This is a genomic window from Arthrobacter sp. AL12, from assembly GCF_029960645.1.
Taxonomy (GTDB): domain Bacteria; phylum Actinomycetota; class Actinomycetes; order Actinomycetales; family Micrococcaceae; genus Arthrobacter.
Genome location: NZ_JASBQY010000003.1, coordinates 111,312 through 130,822, shown reverse-complemented (window position 1 = coordinate 130,822; position 19,511 = coordinate 111,312). Strand labels below are relative to the sequence as shown.

21 protein-coding genes are annotated in these 19,511 nt (G+C 69.1%); 10 read left to right on the top strand and 11 right to left on the bottom strand.

Annotation, left to right across the window (positions count from 1 at the left end):
• The first annotated feature begins 4 nt into the window (after positions 1-4).
• From QK291_RS05010 to asd, 5 genes are all read left to right on the top strand, one after another.
• Positions 5-223, top strand: coding sequence for an NF038396 family protein (locus tag QK291_RS05010; protein ID WP_282379712.1), 219 nt, complete (start codon positions 5-7; stop codon positions 221-223).
• A gap of 164 nt (positions 224-387) precedes the next feature.
• Positions 388-1,377 (top strand): WXG100 family type VII secretion target, encoded by a 990-nt coding sequence (locus tag QK291_RS05005; protein WP_282379711.1) that lies wholly within the window; start codon positions 388-390, stop codon positions 1,375-1,377.
• 19 nt (positions 1,378-1,396) lie between these two features.
• On the top strand, positions 1,397-2,050 hold the full coding sequence (locus tag QK291_RS05000; protein WP_282379709.1) for a hypothetical protein: 654 nt from the start codon (positions 1,397-1,399) through the stop codon (positions 2,048-2,050).
• Between the two features lie 5 nt (positions 2,051-2,055).
• Positions 2,056-2,472 carry a hypothetical protein gene (locus QK291_RS04995; protein ID WP_282379707.1) on the top strand — a complete coding sequence of 139 codons (417 nt, stop codon included), beginning with the start codon at positions 2,056-2,058 and terminating at the stop codon, positions 2,470-2,472.
• A gap of 52 nt (positions 2,473-2,524) precedes the next feature.
• Positions 2,525-3,655 carry an aspartate-semialdehyde dehydrogenase gene (gene asd / locus QK291_RS04990; RefSeq protein ID WP_282379705.1) on the top strand — a complete coding sequence of 377 codons (1,131 nt, stop codon included), beginning with the start codon at positions 2,525-2,527 and terminating at the stop codon, positions 3,653-3,655.
• Positions 3,656-3,684: 29 nt separating this feature from the next.
• Here the strand turns inward: asd and QK291_RS04985 are convergent, their stop codons facing one another.
• A complete protein-coding gene (locus tag QK291_RS04985; protein ID WP_282379703.1) occupies positions 3,685-4,791 on the bottom strand; it encodes a winged helix DNA-binding domain-containing protein in 1,107 nt (368 codons plus the stop codon).
• A gap of 69 nt (positions 4,792-4,860) precedes the next feature.
• Between QK291_RS04985 and QK291_RS04980 the strand changes: the two genes are divergently transcribed.
• Positions 4,861-5,349, top strand: coding sequence for a hypothetical protein (locus tag QK291_RS04980; protein WP_282379701.1), 489 nt, complete (start codon positions 4,861-4,863; stop codon positions 5,347-5,349).
• 11 nt (positions 5,350-5,360) lie between these two features.
• On the opposite strand, the gene QK291_RS04975 is transcribed toward QK291_RS04980, so the two are convergent.
• The 4 genes from QK291_RS04975 to QK291_RS04960 are packed head-to-tail and all read right to left on the bottom strand — an operon-like array spanning position 5,361 to position 8,697.
• Positions 5,361-6,428 carry a UDP-N-acetylmuramate dehydrogenase gene (locus tag QK291_RS04975; protein WP_282379699.1) on the bottom strand — a complete coding sequence of 356 codons (1,068 nt, stop codon included), beginning with the start codon at positions 6,426-6,428 and terminating at the stop codon, positions 5,361-5,363.
• 50 nt (positions 6,429-6,478) lie between these two features.
• Positions 6,479-7,756 (bottom strand): MFS transporter, encoded by a 1,278-nt coding sequence (locus QK291_RS04970; protein ID WP_282379697.1) that lies wholly within the window; start codon positions 7,754-7,756, stop codon positions 6,479-6,481.
• A 15-nt stretch (positions 7,757-7,771) separates the two neighbouring features.
• Positions 7,772-8,209, bottom strand: a complete 438-nt coding sequence (locus QK291_RS04965) for a MaoC family dehydratase (protein WP_282379695.1) — start codon at positions 8,207-8,209, stop codon at positions 7,772-7,774.
• Between the two features lie 2 nt (positions 8,210-8,211).
• Positions 8,212-8,697 carry a MaoC family dehydratase N-terminal domain-containing protein gene (locus tag QK291_RS04960; protein ID WP_282379694.1) on the bottom strand — a complete coding sequence of 162 codons (486 nt, stop codon included), beginning with the start codon at positions 8,695-8,697 and terminating at the stop codon, positions 8,212-8,214.
• Positions 8,698-8,845: 148 nt separating this feature from the next.
• Here QK291_RS04960 and QK291_RS04955 point away from each other — a divergent pair, with 148 nt between their 5' ends.
• Positions 8,846-9,223, top strand: a complete 378-nt coding sequence (locus QK291_RS04955; protein ID WP_282379693.1) for a metalloregulator ArsR/SmtB family transcription factor — start codon at positions 8,846-8,848, stop codon at positions 9,221-9,223.
• Entirely contained in the window at positions 9,220-10,881 is a 1,662-nt protein-coding gene (locus QK291_RS04950; RefSeq protein WP_282379691.1) for a SulP family inorganic anion transporter, read from the top strand. The genes QK291_RS04955 and QK291_RS04950 overlap by 4 nt, the downstream gene beginning before the upstream one ends.
• On the opposite strand, the gene QK291_RS04945 is transcribed toward QK291_RS04950, so the two are convergent.
• The 5 genes from QK291_RS04945 to QK291_RS04925 all read right to left on the bottom strand — a co-directional run bounded on the left by QK291_RS04945 (position 10,871) and on the right by QK291_RS04925 (position 15,893).
• Entirely contained in the window at positions 10,871-11,095 is a 225-nt protein-coding gene (locus QK291_RS04945) for a DUF3188 domain-containing protein (RefSeq protein WP_282379689.1), read from the bottom strand. The genes QK291_RS04950 and QK291_RS04945 overlap by 11 nt on opposite strands.
• Before the next feature lie 55 nt (positions 11,096-11,150).
• A complete protein-coding gene (locus QK291_RS04940; RefSeq protein ID WP_282379687.1) occupies positions 11,151-12,101 on the bottom strand; it encodes a DUF2797 domain-containing protein in 951 nt (316 codons plus the stop codon).
• Positions 12,102-12,124: 23 nt separating this feature from the next.
• A complete protein-coding gene (locus QK291_RS04935; protein WP_282379685.1) occupies positions 12,125-12,988 on the bottom strand; it encodes a CoA ester lyase in 864 nt (287 codons plus the stop codon).
• A 173-nt stretch (positions 12,989-13,161) separates the two neighbouring features.
• Entirely contained in the window at positions 13,162-14,094 is a 933-nt protein-coding gene (locus QK291_RS04930; protein ID WP_282379998.1) for an aldo/keto reductase, read from the bottom strand.
• 92 nt (positions 14,095-14,186) lie between these two features.
• The gene (locus QK291_RS04925; RefSeq protein ID WP_282379683.1) at positions 14,187-15,893 is read right to left on the bottom strand and encodes a glycoside hydrolase family 13 protein; all 1,707 of its coding nucleotides are present in this window, start codon (positions 15,891-15,893) and stop codon (positions 14,187-14,189) included.
• 107 nt (positions 15,894-16,000) lie between these two features.
• Here QK291_RS04925 and QK291_RS04920 point away from each other — a divergent pair, with 107 nt between their 5' ends.
• Positions 16,001-17,179 carry an ROK family protein gene (locus tag QK291_RS04920; RefSeq protein ID WP_282379681.1) on the top strand — a complete coding sequence of 393 codons (1,179 nt, stop codon included), beginning with the start codon at positions 16,001-16,003 and terminating at the stop codon, positions 17,177-17,179.
• A 188-nt stretch (positions 17,180-17,367) separates the two neighbouring features.
• Here the strand turns inward: QK291_RS04920 and QK291_RS04915 are convergent, their stop codons facing one another.
• Positions 17,368-17,700, bottom strand: a complete 333-nt coding sequence (locus tag QK291_RS04915) for a hypothetical protein (protein WP_282379679.1) — start codon at positions 17,698-17,700, stop codon at positions 17,368-17,370.
• Positions 17,701-17,791: 91 nt separating this feature from the next.
• On the opposite strand from QK291_RS04915, the gene QK291_RS04910 reads away from it, so the two are divergent.
• Positions 17,792-19,511, top strand: a 1,720-nt coding sequence (locus QK291_RS04910) for a M43 family zinc metalloprotease (protein WP_282379677.1), incomplete at its 3' end; no start/stop codon positions are given.

Below are 19,511 nucleotides of genomic sequence, written 5' to 3'. Positions count from 1 at the left end.
AAGAATGCTTCAGAAACCCGAAACCCTATTTGTCCTTGGCTACATGCTGCTTCCGCTGCTGGCGCTGCTGTCCGCGATCGTGGGGCTGACCATGATCCTGGGCGGCAACAAGATCGTCGGCGCCATCGTGCTCGTGGTCGTCACCCAGGCCTGTGCCTTCGGGTCCTTCTACGCCCTCCGGAAGCGGAAGCACGCGCTGCTCACGGAGCACCGCGGCGAATAGCCGACGCTGCGCCTGCCCTGGACCGGGGGCGGATGGGGAGATCGACCCATCGCGGGCTTTAGCGGTTGCGGCTAGATTGGTGGCCGTTCGGCATTTACGCCGGAATGCACGAGGTCAGCGCCGCAGCCGGTTAGGCTGATGCACGTACAAGGGGGATTGCCGCTATGGCAGGAAATTTGTGGGGCGCCGACGTCGCCCAGCTGCGCACACTCGCGCAACAGTTCGGCAAGACGTCCGAGACGCTGCTGCAGCAGTCGACCACGCTGACGTCGGCGATCAACAACAACGCGTCCTGGAAGGGTGCCGACGGCGCCCGCTTCACATCCGAGTGGAACAGCAGCCACCGCGCCCTGATCCAGAAGACCGCGCATGCGCTCAAAGCCGAATCCAAACGGCTGATGACCCACGCCGACCAGCAGGAGAAGGCCAGCAACAACGCCTCCGGTTCGGGCAGTCCCGGAGGTCCCGGAGCGCCGGGTACTCCGGGGGGACCGGGCGGACAGGGCACCCGCAACGGCCCCTGGGGTCCGGACTGGCTGGCCGGCACGGACTCCCCGTTCCGCGGCGGCTGGGACATCTACAACCTGGTCAAGGCGCTGCCCAATCTCCGTTCCGGGCTGTTCGACATCGGCGCAATGCTGCATAAGTCCAGAATTGGCGCCTTCCTAGACGCCAGCGCCTGGCGCAGCTTTCAGAACTCCAACGAGTTCAGCAAGTTCTTCAACGTCTCGAACCAGTTGTTCGAGGGAAAATGGCATGAAGCCTTCAACCTCACCGAGGGCACCAAGGCATTCCAGGCCTTCGACGGCCTCGGCAAGGGTTTGGGCGTCCTCGGCGTGGGACTGGACAGCCTGGATGCCGTCAACGCGGCCAAAGACGGCGAATACGGTTCAGCTGCCTACTCCGGGGCCAAGGCGCTGATCGGTGCCGGCTCGTTCCTGCCGCCGCCCGCCGGGACGGTCTGCATGGTCGCCAGCGCCGGACTGGCCATATATGACAACGTCCCGGTCGTCCACGACGCGGTGAACTATGTCGGTGGCCAAATCGCCGACGGCGCCGGCGCCGTGGCCGATTCCGTGAGCGACAGCGCCGAAGCCGTGGCCGACACCGTGAGCGACAGCGCCGAGGCTGTCGGCGATTTCTTTGGCTTCTAACAACGAGGAGATTCACAACGTGACTGAGACAAGCACTGCCCCCGCTCCCGGGCAGGAGGTCTACCCGGACGCCATCGGCTTCGGCTTCGCCGAACTGATTGCCCTGCTGAACCTGCAGCACGGGCCGGCGGCTACCGCCAGCGCCGAAGCCCTCCGCGTCGCCGGGGAACTCAAGGATCCAATGATCCTTTCAGCTGGCGCCTCCTCACTGGTGGCCCGCGGAGCGGCCACCGTGGAGTCCGACGGAACGCTGTCCGTCAGCGGCCCGGTCGCTGCCGTGACCCGGGCCCTGACCTCGGCCGATCGCCGCATGCAGATCACGTTGTTGACGCCGGAATCCGCAGACAGCGTCCTCACGGTGGAATCGCCGGATTTCCGGATCCTGCTGCAGCCCCGCGCCTACCTGAGCTGGTTCGCGATGGCGCAGGACCCGGAAATATCCGCCGCTGAGGCCAACTTCTTCATCATGCGCAAGCACCTGGAAGACCACCCCGACGGCGGGGCCACCCTCAAGCGCCTCGAAGACCCGGACGGCGGGCAGTTGCTGCTCAAGCGCGCCGGCGGCACGTGGAGCGTCGGCTACAGCGGCCCGGGCACCGGCGCGATCCAGGAGATCTCCGGACTCGCCGACGACCAGGTGCTCGACCGCATCCGCTCAATCCGGAAAGACTGAACACGATGGACAATGACGCAGCCCGCCGCAGCGAGGACGAACAGACCCGGGCCCAGCACGAACAGGCGGTGGCCGCCGGTGAGAAGCGCCTCCTGACCCGGACCGTCGACGGCGGCCGGCTGCACAGCTACGCCGCGGATGAGATCGGCTTTGCCCGGGCCGGCTCGGGACCGATCGTCACCACCGCACCGGGAATGCTGCTGCTCGGCCTCTTTTTCGCCGCGGTAACGGCATTCTCGATCTTCCTGATCGCCGCTCCCGCGGCCAACGGCCAGGACCCGCTGTGGGGAGCCCTCGTGCTGACCATCGGCGGGATCGCCGGCCTGGTCTACGCCGTGCGGCTGGCGCGGTCCGAGTTCCGGGCGCGACGGATCCGCCGTGAACGCGGCGTTCCGGCTCCCAGCCCGCGGCAACTGAACTGAGCGGCGACGTAACCGTCTGCGCTCCGGAGCCAGCAAAGTCTAAACTGGGCCCATGACTACAGCAGCTACTCCGTCCGTTGGACTGGTCGGTTGGCGTGGCATGGTCGGCTCCGTCCTGATGCAGCGCATGCAGGCCGAGGGCGACTTCGCCACCATCAACCCGGTATTTTTCTCCACCTCGAACGCAGGAGGTGCCGCCCCGGCGTTCGCTGCAGGGGCGGGCAGGCTCGAGGACGCGTTCGACGTCGAGACGCTCGCGAAGCTGCCGGTCATCGTCACCGCCCAGGGCGGGGACTACACCAAACGGGTCCACGGCGAGCTGCGCAGCCGCGGCTGGGACGGCCTCTGGATCGACGCCGCGTCGACCCTGCGGATGAATGACGATTCGATCATCGTGCTGGACCCGATCAACCGCGACGTGATCGACAAGGGCCTGGCCAACGGCACCAAGGATTTCATCGGCGGCAACTGCACCGTCTCCTGCATGCTGATGGGCCTGGGCGGGCTGTTCAAGAACGGCCTCGTCGAATGGGGCACCTCGATGACCTACCAGGCGGCCTCCGGCGGCGGCGCCCGGCACATGCGCGAACTGCTGAGCCAGTTCGGGACGCTCAACGCCCAGGTCAGCACGGAACTGGACGACCCGGCGTCGGCCATCCTGGAAATCGACCGCAAGGTCCTGGCCCACCAACGCGCCGACATCGACGCCACCCAGTTCGGCGTGCCGCTGGCCGGGTCGCTGATCCCCTGGATCGACGCGGACCTCGGCAACGGCCAGTCCAAGGAGGAATGGAAGGCCGGGGTGGAGACCAACAAGATCCTCGGCACCTCCGGTGATGAGCACATCATCATGGACGGGCTGTGTATCCGGATCGGCGCCATGCGGTCCCACTCCCAGGCGCTCACGCTCAAGCTCCGCGAGGACCTCTCCGTCGCCGAGATCGAGAAGCTGCTGGACGCGGACAACGAGTGGGCCACGGTGGTGCCCAACACCAAGGAGGACTCCATGGCGAACCTCACGCCGGTGGCGGCCTCCGGCACCCTGGACATCCCGGTCGGGCGTATCCGCAAGCTGGAGATGGGGCCGGAGTACATCAGCGCCTTCACCGTGGGCGACCAGCTCCTGTGGGGTGCGGCCGAACCGCTGCGCCGGATGCTCAACATCGCCACCGGGAACCTTTAGGGAACCACACGGGGCTTCACCGCCCCCGTTCAGGTGCCGATAAATCGCCGGTACTTGGCGGCCTGCAGCTCAAAGGATCTTTGCGCGGCAGGCCTTAGCCCGTTAACCTCGTCGAAGGGCTCAGGCACCACCAGCGCGGACTTACCGCTGCGCGAGGCCTCCCAGGTGCCCACGATTTGGCCGCCGGCAACAATCGTTTTCCGGAAGAACCCGTTGCCGGCGGGGACGATCTTGTCCGCATGCTCCGGCGGCAGCACAAGCGACCGGTCAGTGTAGCCGAGCAGGAACTCATCGAAGCCGGGCAGTGCCAGCACCAGGCGCCCCGCGGGGACGCCCTCGTCGAGCAGCGCCGCCGTCTCCGGGGACATCCAGTAGCTGGTCCGCTCGAACGTCAGTTCAGCCAGCTGGTCCTTCACCCGGGCCAGGGCCGTGCGGACCTCCGTCAGGGGAATGCCGGACCACCAGGAAAAGTCACGCTCCGTCGCGGGCCCGTGGCTGCGCAAATACCGCAGCAGCCATTCGGCGGTGCCCTCCGCACGGTCCAGGATCCGCGACCCCGTGATCCAGTCGTCGAAGGCCACCACGAGCTGCTGGTTGCCGGCCAGCGGGCCCTGCACCAGCAGACCCCGCTGGCACAGGACCCCCAGCAGGTGGATGCCGCGCTGGCCCGCCGCGGACTGGCCGGCCCGTTCGAAGGCTTGGAACAGCTCCGCCCGGCTGGCCGCTGCCCCGCCCGCGACCAGCTGCAGCGCGGTTCCCGCTGCGGCGTCGACGTCCGCGGGAGTGATGCCAAGTTCCCGGTGGCGGCCGGCCAGGCCCCGGATCAGCCGATCGGAGGTGATGGCCAGCATCCATTTGAGGTCTTCGGGTGCCAGCAGGTGCAGCGTGCCGCGCATCGGCCAGGAGCGGACGATTTCCCCGCGGTCAATGGCGCTGCGGACATCGCCGACGCGGGATCCCGGCACCCGCTGGCCGACAGCCCAGAGGGCCGACGGCAGATCCTGCGCCTGCATCGCCGTCATCCAGCGCACAGCCGCCGGGACGCTGCCGAATCCGGCCCCGGCCAGCCCCTGCGAGACCAGCCGCAGCCGGCCCAGGATCCCCCGGCTGAGCCGGGCACGCGCCGTTGCTGCCATGCACCCATGCTAGAACTCCTGGCGGGTCGTTCCCAGCCGCCGTCCAGCCGGACTCCCTACCCTTGATGGATGACCTTGAGTGAGATGTGGCCGCAGCTGCGGCCGCTGAGCCGGAGACTGGCCCTGCTGGGCTGGGCCTCCAGCGCCGCCGGCATGGGCGCCGGGCTCGCCGTCGCCATTGCCAGCGGGACGCGGCTGTCGCCCATGATGAGCACCCTGCAACTCGTGGCGGTGGCGTCGATGGCCGTGGCGATGACCAGTTTCGTCGCGGCCACCTCGGTGCAGCCGCGTCCTCCAGTGCGGGGCGCCGCTGACGCACCTGAGGCGCCAGACCGCCGGGATCCCGGGGAGTTCCCGGACACCGTGCAGAGTTTCCTGCTCGGCTCCGTCGCCCTGCTGGCCGGGGCGGTCGTCTTCGCCCTCGCCGGCCTGGTGCTCCGCAGCGGACCCAGCGCCCAGTCCGTGGCGTTTTGCCAGGTCTTCTTCCTGGGCGCCGCCGCGTCCGGCTTCACGTTTATGCTCTTCAGCAGGGTCGTTGGACACCGCGGCGGGAACTGACCCGCCGTTCCCTAGAGCTCGACGCCGATCAGCAACGGTTCCGGGTGCAGTTCAATCCCGAAGCGTTCGACGACGCCGCGGCGCACCTCCCGCGCGACTGCCAGCATGTCCGCGGTGCTGGCGTTTCCCCGGTTGGTGATGGCCAGCGTGTGTTTGGTGGACAGCGAGGCCCGGCCGCCGGCGACGCTGCCCGGCTCGAGCCCGAATCCCTTGCCGTAGCCGGCCTGGTCGATCAGCCAGGCCGCCGAGAGCTTTGTCAGCCCCTCCGCGCCGGCCGGGTAGCGCGGCGCGTCCTCGGGCAGCCCGGCGGCCACGGCTGCCGGCACGATCGGATTGGTGAAGAAGGAGCCGGTGGAGTAGGTGTCCCGGTCCGCGGCGTCCCACACCATGCCCTTGGACGCCCGGAGCCGGAGCACCTCACGCCGGACTTCGTTGGAGTAGGCGCGCTGGCCGGCGTCGACGCCCAGTACGCGGGCCAGTTCGGCGTAGCGGATGGGGGCGCTCATCCGGCCCAGCGGCAGCTGGAACTCGACCGTGAGCACGACGTAGCGCGGGGAGCCGTTGACGGTGGTCTGCTTGAGGATCGAATCGCGGTAGCCGAACTTCAGCTCCGAACTGGTGAAGGTCTGCACGGCGTTGCGCTGCCGGTCCCAGGTCCGCACGGCGGCGATGGTCTGGGAAACGTCCGAGCCGTACGCCCCCACGTTCTGGACCGGGGTGCCGCCCGTTGCGCCGGGAATCCCGGAGAGCGCCTCGATGCCCGACCAGGCGTGCCGCACGGCGTGCTCGACCAGGGCGTCCCAGTTGTGGCCGGCCTGGACCACGACAGCAACGCCGCCGCAGGAGTCCTCCGCGTTGACAGTGAACCCCTCCGAGGCGATTTTCAGCACGGTGCCGGGGAACCCGTCGTCGGACACCAGCAGGTTGGAGCCGCCGCCGATGATCAGCAGGGGCTCACCGGCGGCGTCCGCCGAGCGGACCGCCTCGATGATCTCTGCCTCGGTGCGGGCTTCGATGAAGCGGCCGGCGGGGCCGCCGACGGCGGCCGTGGTCAGGGCGGAAAGCAGTGTCTGGGTCACCCGACCAGCCTAGCCGGGTAACGCCGGACTCCCCTAAGCGGGGCCGCGGGCTACCCGGTTTTCCGGGCAACCGGGGAGAGCAGGAAGCTGACCACGAGCATCACCATCACCGCCAGCAGGGAGTGCAGGATGCCGACGTGCTCCGCCAGCAGGCCCAGCAGGGGCGGTCCGCAGAGGAACGCGCCGTAGCCGATCGTGGAGACCACGGAGACCCGGGCGGCGGCCTTGAGCGGATCGTCGGCGGCGGCGGACATGCCCACCGGGAAACCCAGCGAGGCACCGAGCCCCCAGACCGCGAGGGCTACGTACGCGACCCACGGCACCGGGGCGAAGACGAACAGGCCCAGGCCCAGCACGGCCAGGGCCGCGCACCAGCGCATCACCGGGACCCGGCCGAAGCGGTCCAGCACCACGGTGCCGGCGAAGCGGCCCACGGTCATGAACGTGACGAAGAGCCCGTACCCGGCGGCGCCCGCGGCGTCGGACTGGCCGTGGCCGTCGGCGAGCGCCAGGGCCACCCAGTCCCCCGCGGCTCCCTCGGCGAGGGCCAGCCCCAGCACCAGCACACCCAGCAGGAGCGTCCGGCGGTCCCGCCAGGCCGCGGCGATCTGGCGTTTGTTGTCCAGCGGGGCCTCGGGCCGGTCCGTGGGCGGCCCGATGATCGGGATGGGCCCGGTGGAGGGGTCCTCGAAGGTGTCGGGCCCGGCCGGCCGGAAGCCCGGCCCGGCCTCCACCGGGGTGATGTCCGCACGGAACCAGGCGGCGGCGGTGGCCACGGAGCCTGCGACCAGCAGCCCCACCACGGCGAAGTGCCCGAACACGGGAACACCGGCCCCGGCGGCCCAGGCGCCCGCCGCTGCGCCGGCGACCGTGCCCAGGCTGAAGGATCCGTGCAGCCGCGGCATGATGTGCCGGCGGACGGCGCGTTCCACCGCGGCCCCCTCGACGTTGGAGGCCGTGTTCCAACTGGCCGTGCCCAGGCCTATGACGGCCAGCCCCGCGGCGACGGCGAGCGGGTTGACCAGGACCGAGGTTCCCAGTCCGGTGAGGACCAGCCCCGCGCCCACCGTGATGCTGCCGATCCGGATGGTCCGCTTTGATCCGAACCGCAGCACAATCAGCCCGGACGCCGAGACCGAAATGAAGGAGCCCAGGGCCATGCACAGCAGCAACAGCCCGACGTTGCCGGGCGTGAGGTCCAGCCCGTCGCGGATGGCCGGCAGCCGGGAGACCCAGGTGGCGAAGGCGATGCCGCTGAACGCGTAGGCGGCCACGACGGCGTTCCGCCAGTGCGTGACCTCCGTGCCCTCGCCGGTGCTTACGCTCACAGCATCGCCATGCGGCTAGGCCAGCCTGACGACGGCCTGCGCCTTCATAAGCACCTTCAGGCCGGCGCAGGTGACGGTCAGGTCCACCCGGGCGGTCCCTTTGTCGGCGTCGATCGCTCCGATGGCGCCGCTGACCTCGATCACGGCGCCGGCCTCGGCCGTTCCCGTGGTGTCGGACACCGGGACCGGTTTCGTGAAGCGGGTCTGGAAGTCAACGACGGCGGCCGGGTCGCCGGCCCAGTCGGTGACGAGCTGGACGGCGGAGCCCATAGTGAACATGCCGTGCGCGATCACGCCGGGCAGCCCCACGCTGGTGGCGAAGGTTTCGTTCCAGTGGATGGGGTTGAAGTCGCCGGAGGCGCCGGCGTACTTGACGAGGTCCGTGCGGGTGACGACGACGGTGCTGCTGCCGATGTCCTGGCCGACGGCGAGGTCCGAAAGTGTGGGTGTCATGGCTACTGTCCCTCTCCGCGGACCAGGAGGGACGAAGTGGCGGTGGCGACGGGCTCGCGCCCGGCGTCCTCTGCGGTACCGGCGTCGGTACCGGCGGGCAGGGCGAAGATCTCCGAGCGAGTGGTGATCATGGCTCCCCCGCCCATCGCCCGGACGCCGTCGACGTGCAGTTCAGCAACGAGCCGGTCCCCGGCGACGATGGGCCGGTGGTGGATGAACCGCTGGTCGGCGTGCACCACGCGGGAGAAGTCGATGCCCGCGGCGGGGTCCTCGATCAACTGGGCGTCGGCCCTTTGCGCCACGATGATGGCGAAGGTCGGGGGTGCCACGAGGTCACTGTGCCCCAGAGCCCTCGCCGCCTCCACGTCGAAGTGGGCGGGGTGGGTGGCCTTGACCGCGCGGGCGAACTCGCGGATTTTCTCGCGGCCGACGTCGTACACCTCTTTGGCAGGGTAGCTGTTCCCCTGCAGATCCGGATTGATAGTCATGGGTTCCAGCCTAACGGCAGGCCTCCGGGCGCCCGCGCCGATGACAGCGGACGATACAGGATGACGGCCATGCGGTATGATGAAAACATCATTTCATCAATTCACTGCGGGTTTCCGGATCCGCAGTGCCGAGAAAGCCCAGGCAGCGATGATTTCCCCAGCCCAAACGCCTCTGTACGAGATCAAGGCGAACCTGTTCAAGGCCCTCGCCCACCCGGCGCGGATCCGCGTGCTTGAGCTGCTGTCCGCAGCGCCGGACAACGCCGCGCCGGTCAGCTACCTGCTGGCCGAGACGGGCCTCGAGGCATCCCACCTGTCCCAGCACCTCGCCACCCTGCGGCGGCACGGGGTGGTGACCTCGTCCCGGACCGCCAACGCCGTGACCTACCGGCTGGCCCATCCGAAGATCGCCGAGCTGCTGGCCATCGCCCGGACCTTCCTCCTGGACACGCTGTCCGATTCCAACGAACAGCTCAAACTCGCCCAGGGACTCCCCAGCGAGCATCTGCAGGGTTCCGCCTTGTGAGTGCAGCTCTGGGCACCCTCACCCGTTTCCTGCCGTCGCGCCGTGACTACGATGGGCTGCGCTCATCCTGGAAAACGGATCTGCTGGCGGGAATCACCGTGGGGATTGTGGCGCTGCCGCTGGCGCTGGCCTTCGGCGTGAGTTCCGGGGTCGGCGCCGAAGCGGGACTCATCACCGCCGTCGTGGCCGGGCTGGTTGCTGCCATCATGGGCGGCTCGCACGTCCAGGTCTCCGGCCCCACCGGCGCAATGGTGGTGGTGCTGGCCCCGGTCGTCGCCGCCCACGGGGTCGGCAGCATCGCGCTGGTCTCCCTGATGGCCGGTCTGCTGGTGGTCATCCTGGGCATCAGCGGGCTGGGCCGGGCCGTGGCCTTCATCCCGTGGCCGGTGGTGGAGGGCTTCACGCTCGGCATCGCCGCGATCATCTTTCTCCAGCAGGTGCCCCTGGCCACCGGCACCGAGGCAGTGCCGGGCCACAACACCCTGCTGGCCGCCGTCGAGAGCGCCTCCCAGGCCACCCTGCCCACCGTTCTTCAGACGCTCGGCGTCGTCGCCGGGGTGGCGGCCGTGATGCTGCTGCTCCCGAAGCTGAACAAGGCCCTGCCCGCGAGCCTGGTCGCGGTGCTGCTGGCCACAGTGGCCGCCGAGCTGCTGCAGCTGGACGTTCCCCGGATCGGCGACCTGCCGCATTCCCTGTCCGCACCGTCGGTCCCGTCCCTGGATCCGGCTCTGCTCGGCGGGCTGCTGATGCCGGCGGTGTCCATCGCGATGCTGGCCGCCATCGAGTCCCTGCTCTCCGCGCGTGTGGCCGCCGGCATGGTCGGCCCCGACGGGAGGCCCTCAGGGGCGTACAGCCCGGACCGGGAGCTGATGGGGCAGGGACTCGCCTCGGTGGCCGCGGGGTTCTTTGGCGGCATGCCGGCCACGGGCGCGATCGCCCGGACGGCGGTCAACGTCCGTTCCGGAGCCAAGACCCGGCTCTCCGCGATTGTGCACGCCCTGGTCCTGCTGGCCATCATCTACCTGGCGGCGGGCCTGGTCGGGAAGATCCCGCTGGCCGTCCTGGCCGGGATCCTGATGGTCACGGCCACACGCATGGTGTCCCGGCGCACGGTCAGCGCCATTATGGGCTCCACCCGCGCCGACGCGTTCGTGTTTGTCCTGACGGCGCTGATCACCGTGGCCTTCGACCTGATTGTGGCCATCGAGATCGGGCTGGTCGCCGCGGCCATCTTCACGCTGCGGAAATTCGCCTCGCTCAGCGGGGTCAAGCGCGAGGAGATTCCGGGACCGCGCGAGGAGGGGGATGAGCACATCGCCATCTTCCGGCTGGACGGGGCCATGTTCTTCGGCGCTGCGGAACGGGTCCTGCAGGAAATCAGCCAGGTCAAGGACATCCAGGTGGCCATCATCCGGCTCTCACAGGTGCGGATGCTCGACGCAACGGGGGCCCACACGCTGGTGGAGGTCATCTCGGCGCTGGAGCTGCGCGGTGTGACGGTCCTGTTGAAGGGTGTCCAGCCGCAGCACCTGGAGCTCGTGACCAACGTCGGGGTGATCCGCTCCCTGCGGCACCACAAACACCTGTTCACGACCCTGCCCGAGGCCGTCGCGCACGCCCGCAGCCATGTGCTCCGGAACGCCGCCGCTAACGTTTGAGGTTTTTGCGGATCGTCTGGCCGCGGACCACAATCCCGGCAATGTGCAGGACCAGGCCGAGTCCGATCACGGCCAGGGACGCGACCGCCAGGTCCTGGTTGCCGGAGCTGTTGCCGACCAGGTTCAGCACGATGCCGACGCCGAGCAGGCCCATGGCACTGAAAACGAGCACCTTGTAGGTGGTTGGCGCGGAGTCCCAGAATTCTTTCAGCACCGTGCCAGTCTACTGGGGACCACCGGCAACCCTGCGAGCCGCAAGTCGTGGCAGCTCAGAACAGGGCCTCCTGCACGGCCGGGACGCCCGAGCCATGGTCCCCGAGCGCAATCGTCCGCCCCTTCAGCTGCCCCAGGTTGACGACGAATTCGAGATCCGCGCCGTCCAGCCGGGCCAGCGCGACGCTGCCGCTCACCGAGTCGATCCGGAATCCGTGGGCTCCGGTGCCGAGCTCATGCGGGTAGGCGTGCCGGGCAGCCGGCGCGCAGACCGCATCCGAGAGGCCCGGCCGCTGCCACTGTTCATCCACGACGGCGAAGCCGCCGCCCCCGGCACCGGCCAGCAGCGCGCGGACGTCCGCGGCCAGCCGGCTGTTCCGGGCATCCAGTTCGGCCGCAGGCGCCGGCCCGGCCAGGGCTGCGGCTTTGGCGGCGGAGCGCATCTGCTGAGGGATGCCGGCGTCGCGGGTCACCAGGTCCTCGAGGTTCCTGACCACCCGGCCGTCGTCGGCGCGGGCGACGTAGCGGGCGGCGACGGCGCCCTGTTCGGCAAGTCGCTGCCATTTGCGCAGGTTCGCGGCGGTGCCCACCTTGCTGGCACCGTTGGCGAAGGTGGCGATGTACAGCCAGTGCGGCTGCATCAGGTAGGCCCGCAGCCCGGGCGGCACACGCCCGCCGCGGTGGAAGTCGTGGATGAGCCGCGAGTCGTCCACGACGAAGCACCGCTCGCACTGGCTGCCCTTCACTGCTGGCGCCCGGTCCGGGCACAGGACGTGATCGCGGTCGGCGGGCCCGTGGACCAAGTGGTGCCCGAGGCAGGTCTTACCCGCGGCGGCGAGCCGGAAGCCGAGCCGGGTTCCGGCGTCGAGCGGCAGGTCGGTGAAGCCGCCGTCGGGGTCCTGCAGGCGCATCGCCGGCCGCCCGCCGTCGGGCACGGCAGAGTCCGACGACCGCGCCGGTCCGGCATCCCAAAAGACCCCGTGGACCAGATAGCAGGTATCGGTCACGGGGTCTCCTTGGTTCGGGGCGGCTACAGGGCCGGCTGCACGCCAAAGGCTACCGCGAGCTTCATGATCTTCTCGGCGCGGCCCAGGCGGGGCAGGTCGGAGCCGTCGCGGATGACGCGGCCGTTGGCCTCGAAGTCGGCCATGAAGTCGGTGGCCCAGGCGACGTCGGACGGCGTGGGGCTGATGACCTCGTTGATGACGTGGGTCTGGTCGATCGCGAGGCAGAGCTTGCCGGTCATGCCCATCATCACGGTGATCCCGGTCTGCTCGCGCAGGATCGGGTGGTTGGTGCCGACGGTGGGGCCGTCGATGGGGCCCGGCAGGTTCCCGACGCGGCTGGCGACGACGAGCTTGGCGCGCGGGTACGCCATGGCCTCGGGGGTGGCCGCCATGCCGGTGTCGCGGCGGAAGTCACCCGAGCCGAAGGCGAGCCGGAACGCGCCCTGGGCCCTGGCGATGTGGTTGGCTTCCTCGATGCCGACGGCGGACTCGACCAGCGGGATGACGGGGGTCTTGCCGTCCATGCGGTGAAAGCTCTCGGTGACCTGGTCTGCGGACTCGGTCTTGGCCAGCATCACGCCGAGCAGGCCCGGGGTGCCGCGGAGCCCGGCAAGGTCATCGGCCCAGAAGGGGCTCGTGGCGTCGTTGATCCGGACCCAGGCGCTGCCGCCGGCGGTCAGCCAGTCCACGACGTGTCCGCGGGCCTGGTCCTTTTGCGAGGGGTCCACCGCGTCCTCGATGTCCAGGATGATGGCGTCCGCGCGGGAGACGGACGACTGGTCGAAGAGCTCGGTCTTCATGGCATTGACCAGCAGCCAGGAACGGGCGATTTCGGCGGGGATGTTGCGTTGGGTCCGGAGGGTCCCGGCAGTGGTGGTGGAAGTCATGTATCTACGCTATCCGCCCGGGGGCGTTTGCGGTTAAGCGATCCGGCCCTCGGGGGCGACCATTACGACCAAAATCACGTCCCCGCCCATCTGACGGGCAGCAGGGGCCGTTCTCGGCTGTCAGAACGGCCCCTGCTGCGAGCTACTTGGGTGGGGGCATGACGGCGGGGCGGCTACGGGATGTTGCTGCCCCGCGCGCTCACCCAGAGCCGGTACCACTCGGCCCGGGTCGTGGATGCAGCCACTGCAGAGGCGTCGGCGCAGGCGCGGATCCGGTCCGGCCTGGCGGTGCCGATCACGGGGGCGATGCCCGCCGGGTGCTTCATCAGCCAGCCCAGCACGACCGATTCCCCGGTCGTCTTTTTCTCCGCGGCCAGCTCCGCGACGAGCCTGGCGGTCGCCTCCTCCGCGGCCGACGGCGCCGCCGCCGGCGCCCCGGTGTAAAGGCCCCGGGCCAGGGAGCCGTAGGCCTGCAGAGTGATGCCGTGCCGGACGCAGTGCTCCACGGTGCCGTGCGGGAAGCTGTAGTCCGTCCCCTCGGCATGGTTGACCAGCACCGCGCTCTCCAGCCAGGCGCGTTTGAACAGGCTCATCTCCAGCTGGTTGGCGACCACCGGCGTCTCGAGCCGGTCCTGCAGCAGCTCGATCTGCGCCCCGGACATGTTGGACACGCCCAGCGCCCGGACCTTGCCTTCGGCCATCAGCTGCCCGACGGCGGAGGCCACCTCCGCGGGGTCCATCAGCGGGTCGGGGCGGTGGAGCATCAGCACGTCCACGTAGTCCGTGCGGAGCCGGGCCAGGCTCTCGTTGACCCGGGCCAGGATGGCGTCCCGGCTCAGGTCGTAGTAGCCCTCCAGGCCCTGTTCATTGAGCCGGATGCCGCACTTGGTCTGCAGCCGGATGCGTTCGCGCAGCCCCGGGGTCTGCGCCAGCACCTCGCCGAACACGGCCTCGGACTTGCCGCCGCGGTAGATGTCGGCGTGGTCGAACAGGGTGATGCCGGCCGCCAGGGCGGCGTCGACGGCGGCAGCCGCCTCGTACACGTGTGCGGACGAATGCGGCTCCGGCGACCAGCTGCCGCCCAGGCCCATGCAGCCGTAAATCAGCTCCTGGCCGGGCCGTGCGGCCGGCTGTTGGACCGCCGCGCTGGCGGGCCGACCGGCTGGCTGTTCGGCTGGCTCGCTGCCGGCCGGGGAACTCACCGCAGCCAGACGGTGGTGCTGCCCGGCAGGAGGTTGTGCTCCAGCGGTCCGCTGCTGAGCAGCACGGTTCCGGCGGGCAGCTCGACGGGTTCGTCACCGAAATTGGTCACGGTCTGCCAGCCGCCGGGGCGGCTGAAGTGCAGCACCGCGGGGCTGGCCGTGGTGTGCCACTGCAGTTCCTCCGAGGTCTGCAGTTCCCGGCGCAGCTTCAGCGCCTGGCGGTAGAACTCCAGCGTGGAGCCCTCCACGCCGTCCTCGGCGGCGACGGCGTAGCGGCCGAACCACGCCGGCTGCGGCAGGTGCGCCCCGCCGTCGCCGAAGCCGAAGGAGCTGCCCTCGGCGGCCCAGGGCAGCGGCACCCGGCAGCCGTCCCGGCCGATCTCCACGCCCTTGTTGCGGAAGAAAGTCGGATCCTGGCGTTCGGAGTCGGGGATGTCCGCGACTTCCTGGAGCCCCAGTTCCTCACCCTGGTAGAGGTACGCGGACCCCGGCAGCGCCAGCATCAGCTGCGTGGCCGCGCGGGCACGGCGCAGTCCGAGGTCGACGTCGAGCTCCTCGGGCGGGGCGCCGGCCAGCAGCCAGCCCTTCCCGTCCTGGCCCTTGGCGTGCTTGCCGCCGCCCTTGGGCAGCCCGTAGCGCGTGGCGTGGCGGACGACGTCGTGGTTGGAGAACACCCAGGTGGAGGAGGCGCCGGACTCGGTGGCCTCGGCGAGGTTCCGGGTGATGATTTCGCGGAACTCGTCGGCGTCGAAGTCGGCCTGCAGGAGATCGAAGTTGAACGCCTGGCCCAGGCCGCGCGGGCTCGCGTAGCGGCCGCGGCGGCTGGCGTGGACCCAGGCTTCGGCGACGGCGGTGCGCGGCGGGTTGTATTCGTTGAAGACTTCGCGCCACTCGACGTAGATCTCGTGGACCTCGTCGCGGTCCCAGAACGGGTGCGAGCCGTCGTCGAAGCCGTCGGTGCCGCTGTTGGCCTCGCTGAGCTCGACCTTGGACAGCAGCGGCTCGGTGAGGTCCTTGGTCAGGGCGTGCGCGACGTCGACCCGGAAGCCGTCCACGCCGCGGTCGGACCAGAAGCGCAGGGTCTTGAGGAAGTCGTCGCGGATCTCCCGGTTGGACCAGTTCAGGTCCGGCTGTTCCTTGGCGAAGATGTGCATGTACCACTGGCCGGGAGTGCCGTCCGGTTCGGTGATGCGTTCCCAGGCCGGGCCGCCGAACACGGATTCCCAGTCCGAGGGCGGGAGCTCACCGTTCTCGCCCTTGCCGTCACGGAAGATGTAGCGCTCCCGCGCGTCGGAGCCGCGCGGGGACGCGAGGGCTTCCTGGAACCAGACGTGGCGGTTCGAGGAGTGATTGGGGACGATGTCGGCGATCAGTTTGATGCCGGCGGCGTGCAGGGCGGCGGACATCTCATCGAAATTCTCCAGCGTTCCGAGCTTGGGGTCGACGTCGCGGTAGTCATCGACGTCGTAGCCGCCGTCGGCGAGGGCCGAGGGGTAGAACGGGCTCAGCCAGACGGCGTCGATCCCGAGCCGCTGCAGGTAGGGGACCTTCGCCGTGATGCCCTTGATGTCACCGAGTCCGTCGCCGTTGGAGTCGGAGAAGCTGCGCGGGTAGATCTGGTACACGGAAGCCTGGCGCCACCAGTTGGGGTCGGCGGCGCGATCGGAACCGGACAGGGTTGCCAGCGTGGCGGTGTTGGTCAAGGGGTGATCCTTCGGTTTCGGAGCGGTGCTTCTGATAATTTAGATACAAGCTAAATATATTGTCGGATCAAGTATGGGTCCGTAGTTATGGGGAGGTCAAGATTCCGATGCCGCACGCAGCCGCCGCCACCCCCCAGCTGCTGCGCCGGGTCAACGCCCGCTCCGTGCTCGGCGTCATCCGGACCACGGAGGTGGCCACCGGGACCGAACTGATGGCCCGGACCGGGCTGACGCGGGCATCGGTGATCGCCGTCTGCGAGGACCTGATCCGGCGCGGCTGGATCCGTGAACTGGAGGCGCGCGACGAGGAACAGCCCGGAAGCGCGCGCAAGGGGCGCCCGGCCCGGCGCTTCGAGCTCAACAGCGGCGCCGGGTATGTGCTGGGCCTGGACATCGGCGCGGCCACCACCACCGCGGCGGTCGCGGACCTCCGCGGCACCATCCTCGGACGATCCAGCGAGAGCTTCCGGGCCACCGACATCCCCGCGGAGGAGCGCATCGACGTCGTCGACCGTGCCTGCCGCCGGGCCCTGTCCGCGGCCGGGACCGGCCCGGACAAGGTCCTGGCCGTCGGTGCGGGCATCGCCGCTCCGGTGAACCGTGCCGGCAACGTGCTGGTCACCCAGCATTTCTGGAGCCTGTTCGACGTCGGGCTCCGCGCGGCACTGAAGGAGCTGCACGGCTGGACAGTGCTGCTGGAGAACGACGCGAACCTGGCCGCCCTGGGCGAACGCTGGCGGGGCTCCGGCGCCGGCGTCGACGATCTCGTGGTGCTGCTGGCCGGCGAACGGCTGTGCGCCGGGGTGATGGAGTCCGGGCGGCTGCTGCACGGCCGCGGCGGCGCGGCCGGCGAAATGGGGTACCTGGACCTGGTCGAGGGTGTCGGCTCCAGCGACGGCATCGCCAGCCTCGCCCGGCAGTGGTCCGCAGCCGGCGGCGGCCCCGCCGCGGGCGGTGCGGCGAGCGCCCGCCGCGTGTTCGAGGATGCCGCAGCCGGGGATCCAGCCGCGCTGGCCATCCTGGCGCGCATCTCGGACCGGATGGCACGGGTGATCGCGTCCGTGGCGAGCTTCATGAACCCGGAGCAGGTGGTGATCGGCGGGGCGGTGGCCGAATCCGCCGGCGCGCTCCTGCCGGGCATCACGGCCCTGCTCCCCCGGTTCACGGCGACTCCCCCGCGCGTGACGGTCTCCCCCCTGGGCGATGCGATCGTCACCGTCGGCGCCGTCCGGCATGCCCTGGACTACGTCGAGGCGAACGCGCCGGAGCTGAAGCTCGCGCGGTAGGGCCCGCCGCATGCCGGGGCACACTGTTTTGGCGCCGAGCGCCGGCATTGCTCAGGATTGGGCAACGATTCGCCACTGAAGACGAAGGATTGTTGCAGGTTTCCGTATCTGGTGGCGCGCCGTTCATAGACTGACCTCACTTCCCGGTCTCCCGGCCGTCCTGCTGAGCATTGAGTGGGGCGGCGGCCTCATGAAAGACAAAACGTGAACTCAATACGGAAGACGACGGCGCTGCTGACAGCGTTTCTCGTTACTCTTGGCTCGCTCACCGCTGTGGCGCTCCCGCCGGCTCTCGCCGATCCGGCGGCGCCACCCACGCCGACGGCGTCAGCCATGCCCGCCCCGACTTCGACGGCACCTTCGGCTACGCCGACGCCCGTGCCGACGGCGACGGCGACGGCGACGGTGCCGACGGCGACGGTGCCCGTACCGGCACCAGGTCCGGCAGCGACAACGGCGTCTCCGGCAACGGTGGAGTCGCAGACTCTGACGACTCCGGAGCCGTTGTTCACGGAGGTCATCGGCGGCAGCAATCCCACCTCCAGCCACGGGACAGAGGCACACGGGCCCAAGGGTGCCGATCAGCACACGGCAGCGACCGAGGCCTATTCCATGGCCCGGAGCGGCGACATCAAAGTGAAGCTCGTCATGGTCCAGCTGGCGGACAAGAAAGCGACCATCCCGGAGGCTGACGCCCGGGCGGCAATCCAGACCAGCAGCCAGTATTGGCAGGCCATGTCGAACGGCCGGCTGTCCATGAGCGTCGCCACTGTCGAAAACAGGTCGAGCGCTGCAACCTCCACCCAGAGCTACTCCTCCATGATGAATACGATCGCCGCAGAAATCGGGTGGGTGCCCAGTTCCTTTACGGCACTCGTGGTGTTCGTGTCCACTCCCACGTTGTCCGACGGTGCTTATGGCGCCGGCTGGAGCTACAACGGAACTAGCGGACGCGTCCTCATGCCGCTCCCGGCAACCCTGACCAAAAGCGTGCTGACCCACGAATTCGGGCACGTTCTGGGACTGATGCATGCCAACCGGCTCCGTTGTGGAAACGGGGCCGTTGACACCGCCAGCAACGCGGACGGGACGTTTGCCAACGCCACTTGCGGCATCGAGGAGTACAAGGACAACCTGGACCTGATGGGCGTCTCACAGCTCAGCCAGCCGGTGGTCAGCTCCCCCATCTACGAGTTCGGCGGCTTCGGCGCCGGCGCCGAGGTCAGAAACCTGGGGAGGGCGGTCGGCAGGAACTCCTACGAGTTGAAGGCCTGGGGCAGCGCCGACGCGAACCGCGCCGTCAAGTTCACCGATAACGTCAGCGGGGAGACCTACTTCCTTGAGCTGCGCCTTCCAGTGGGCAACGACCTAGCAACGGCCGTGGGCGGCAACCGCGGGGTCAAGGTTGTCCAGGCTCAAGGCGCAGGTTCCATCGCCCTGCAGCCCAGCACCACGACGTTCAGCGGCTACTACAGCAACAACCAGGCATGGCAAGCCGGCCAGACGTTCACTACGCACGCCGGCACGCGGGTGACCATTGACTGGATCTCGGGTTCCGCTGCCGGAGTCACCATCGATGCGCTCCAGATCCCGAAGGGGAATTATGACTCCCTCACCGTGAGCCGTTCGGACACGGGGGCTTCGCTGCAGGTTGCAGGATGGGCGGTGGACATGTCGGAACCGACCGTGGCCTCGCAGGTGCATGTCTACATCACCAGGCCCGACGGGTCCACAACAGGCTATGCCGTTCCTGCCAACGAATTGCGGACAGATGTGGACGACGTATTCAAGGTTGGCCCAAACCACGGCTTCCGTCAGGCGTTCAAGGCAGAAACTGCCGGCAGTTATAAGGCTTGCGTTTACGCAATTGGGCGATACGCAAATCCTGAGCTCGGCTGCAAGTCGGTGAGCGTTGTCGGTACTCCCTCCCCGGAAGGCTATTTGGACAGCACCTCGATCGACAAGACCGCGTCGGGAGCCGCCATAACCGCCCGCGGATGGACCTTTGACCCGGGGAGTACCAGCACCTCCAACCCCGTCCACATCTACGTCACAGCACCCGATGGCAAAACCCAGGGCTACGCCTTCACCGCAGACCAACTGCGGTCCGACGTCAACGCAGCCTTCCGAATCACCGGCAACCACGGCTACACCGCCGCCATACCCATCACACAACCTGGCACCTACAACGTCTGCTCCTACGGCATCGCCGTCTCGCCACTATCCAACGGCCCCCGACACCTCGGATGCCAGACCATCCAGGCCACGCAAGTCCCTTCCCCGGAAGGCTATTTGGACAGCACCTCGATCGACAAGACCGCGTCGGGAGCCG

Bases quoted from the DNA above. Each gene is read 5' to 3' on its own strand.
- QK291_RS04985 (WP_282379703.1), bottom strand. From the start codon at position 4,791: ATGGCAGCAACGGCGCGTGCCCGGCTCAGCCGGGGGATCCTGGGCCGG.
- QK291_RS04960 (WP_282379694.1), bottom strand. From the start codon at position 8,697: ATGACTATCAATCCGGATCTGCAGGGGAACAGCTACCCTGCCAAAGAG.
- QK291_RS05010 (WP_282379712.1), top strand. From the start codon at position 5: ATGCTTCAGAAACCCGAAACCCTATTTGTCCTTGGCTACATGCTGCTT.
- QK291_RS04935 (WP_282379685.1), bottom strand. From the start codon at position 12,988: ATGACTTCCACCACCACTGCCGGGACCCTCCGGACCCAACGCAACATC.
- QK291_RS04980 (WP_282379701.1), top strand. From the start codon at position 4,861: ATGACCTTGAGTGAGATGTGGCCGCAGCTGCGGCCGCTGAGCCGGAGA.
- QK291_RS04915 (WP_282379679.1), bottom strand. From the start codon at position 17,700: ATGACCTCCGTGAACAACGGCTCCGGAGTCGTCAGAGTCTGCGACTCC.
- QK291_RS04965 (WP_282379695.1), bottom strand. From the start codon at position 8,209: ATGACACCCACACTTTCGGACCTCGCCGTCGGCCAGGACATCGGCAGC.
- QK291_RS05005 (WP_282379711.1), top strand. From the start codon at position 388: ATGGCAGGAAATTTGTGGGGCGCCGACGTCGCCCAGCTGCGCACACTC.
- asd (WP_282379705.1), top strand. From the start codon at position 2,525: ATGACTACAGCAGCTACTCCGTCCGTTGGACTGGTCGGTTGGCGTGGC.
- QK291_RS04995 (WP_282379707.1), top strand. From the start codon at position 2,056: ATGGACAATGACGCAGCCCGCCGCAGCGAGGACGAACAGACCCGGGCC.
- QK291_RS04955 (WP_282379693.1), top strand. From the start codon at position 8,846: ATGATTTCCCCAGCCCAAACGCCTCTGTACGAGATCAAGGCGAACCTG.
- QK291_RS04920 (WP_282379681.1), top strand. From the start codon at position 16,001: ATGCCGCACGCAGCCGCCGCCACCCCCCAGCTGCTGCGCCGGGTCAAC.